We start from the raw sequence: 1,957 nt of genomic DNA, 5'->3' as shown, positions 1-1,957 counted from the left end.
GCCCGACGGCGATCGCCGCGCCGAGCCGGCCGACCCCGGTGACCAGCACCCGGGCGGTGCGGCGGCGCCGCACCACCTGGGCGGGCGTGGCCGGTGGTCCGGGCACGGCCAGGGAGAGGGCGTCCGCCTCGCCGGCGAGCCGGGCGCGGACCGGCCCGGCGAGGTCGCGGGGGAGCAGGCTGTGCGCCGGTACGACGAGCCCGGCGGCCCGGAGCGTGTCGAGCAGGAGCCGGGCCTCCGCCGGGGGCACCTGAACCGTGGCGGCGTCCGCCAGGACGGCCCGCTCGCTGCGGCTGCCGTCCAGCAGGTCCAGCAGGTGGGCGGCCCGCGGATTGGCCAGTTCCAGCAGCACCGCGCGGCCGGGCTCCACCCCGAGCTGGAGGGTGTGCCGGTCCCGCCAGAGGCGGGCCAGGCCGGGCAGCAGGGTGGGGCGAGGGAGGGGAGTCGGGTGCGTCATGCCACGAATCGTGACCGTGTCCGCGCTCTCCGTCGATCGTTGTCCACAGGTGCGCCCGCCTCTGTCCAGGGTTGTCCACAGGAAGGGGCGGGGTTGTCCACAACCGGCCGGTAACCGGAGTCGGTGAACCGACGGTCCGGGCCGAGACGCGTGGGGGGAGGGGCGGCCGGCGGCCACCCCTCCCCCCACGGGACCCGTACGGGTCAGACCTTGGCCTTGCCGAGGATGCGGTTCACTGTTGTGCCGCAGACCGGGCACTTGCCCTTGGCCATGTTCATGCCGGTCTTCGAGACCTCCACGTGCCCCTCGAAGTCCCGCTTCTCCTTGCACTTCACGCAGTAACCGTTGTAGGTCTGGGCCTGGTCGGCCACGGTAGCCCTCCTCGTCTCGTCCGCCGGACACGCCGTCCCGGCGGGTTTCCCTGCGGCGGGCCACGCGGGGCGCCGACGCCGGGGGGTTCTCGGCGGCCACGCTCGTGACCGCTGGTTGGCGGACCCTACCCAGGTATGGGCGGTTCCATGTCAGCTGTGCGCCGACTCTGTGAGCTAGTCGACGTCGAGAGTGTGCATGCCGCATTACGTCGGATAAGTCAGTTTGGCGGGGACACGCCGGGTGAATGCGCTCAGATCCCCCTTCAGGGCGCCCCCGCGCGACGGCGCGTCCGTAGATCACTTAACGTGGGTGCCGGCGCCGAGGTGACGCTCCGGAGTGTCGTACGGGTCTCCCGCAAAGAAATTTTTCAGGACTCCTGACGACCAACCCCCATTTTCCGGGCGCGTGTCGTCGTGTTGACTCTTGCGGACCCCTGGTCAGTACGCATTAGCTTCTCTTCGTGACAGTCATCCGAGGCTGCGCGGGTCAGTGATGGCCGCCACGCGGAAGCCCGTCGTCGAGGTGCGGCGCAGTCAGCGCCGGCGACGGACGGTGTCCGCGTATCGGGATGGTGAGCGGGTCGTGGTGCTCATCCCCGACCAGTTCTCCCGGGCCGAGGAGAGCGAGTGGGTCGACCGGATGCTGGCCCGGCTCGCCGCCCGGGAGGGCCGGCTGGCCCGCTCCGACGCCGAGCTGCTGGCCCGGGCCACCCGGCTGATCGACCTCTACCTTCCCGAGTACGGCGCGGCGGCCGTCCCCGCCAGCGTCCGCTGGGTCACCAACCAGAACGGCCGCTGGGGCTCCTGCACCCCGGCCGACCGCACCATCCGGATCTCGCACCGGATCCAGGACATGCCCGACTGGGTGGTCGACTACGTGCTCCTGCACGAGCTGGCGCACCTGATCGTGCCCAGCCACAACGCCTCGTTCTGGGCCCTGGTGGGCCGCTACCCGAAGACCGAACGGGCCCGCGGCTACCTGGAGGGTGCGGCCGCCGCCAGCGGCGTCCCACTGACCGACTGACCGCCCGTTCGCCTCGGCACCCCGGCGGCCCGGGGCGCGGGGGGGCAGAAATTACCGGGAATTTGGTCCGCCCCCCCCCCCCCCGGCCCCCCCAACCCGCAATTT

At 72.2% G+C, this 1,957-nt stretch carries 2 protein-coding genes and 1 pseudogene; 1 reads left to right on the top strand and 2 read right to left on the bottom strand.

Features of this window, described 5'->3' with window-relative positions; translation table 11 throughout:
• Together ACWEVO_RS35790 and ACWEVO_RS35785 are read right to left on the bottom strand one after the other, a co-directional pair.
• Positions 1-457, bottom strand: a pseudogene (locus ACWEVO_RS35790) (hypothetical protein); the annotation flags it as partial.
• Between the two features lie 203 nt (positions 458-660).
• A complete protein-coding gene (locus tag ACWEVO_RS35785) occupies positions 661-828 on the bottom strand; it encodes a DUF5679 domain-containing protein (protein WP_007464795.1) in 168 nt (55 codons plus the stop codon).
• Positions 829-1,321: 493 nt separating this feature from the next.
• Between ACWEVO_RS35785 and ACWEVO_RS35780 the strand changes: the two genes are divergently transcribed.
• Entirely contained in the window at positions 1,322-1,852 is a 531-nt protein-coding gene (locus ACWEVO_RS35780; RefSeq protein WP_452311826.1) for a M48 metallopeptidase family protein, read from the top strand.
• Positions 1,853-1,957: the final 105 nt, after the last annotated feature.

It is taken from the genome of Micromonospora sp. NPDC003776, assembly GCF_053605645.1.
This window is presented reverse-complemented; position numbering and strand designations above follow the sequence as displayed.

What these genes read in the sequence shown, in the direction of transcription:
- ACWEVO_RS35780 (WP_452311826.1), top strand. Translation starts at nt 1,322, where the DNA reads ATGGCCGCCACGCGGAAGCCCGTCGTCGAGGTGCGGCGCAGTCAGCGC.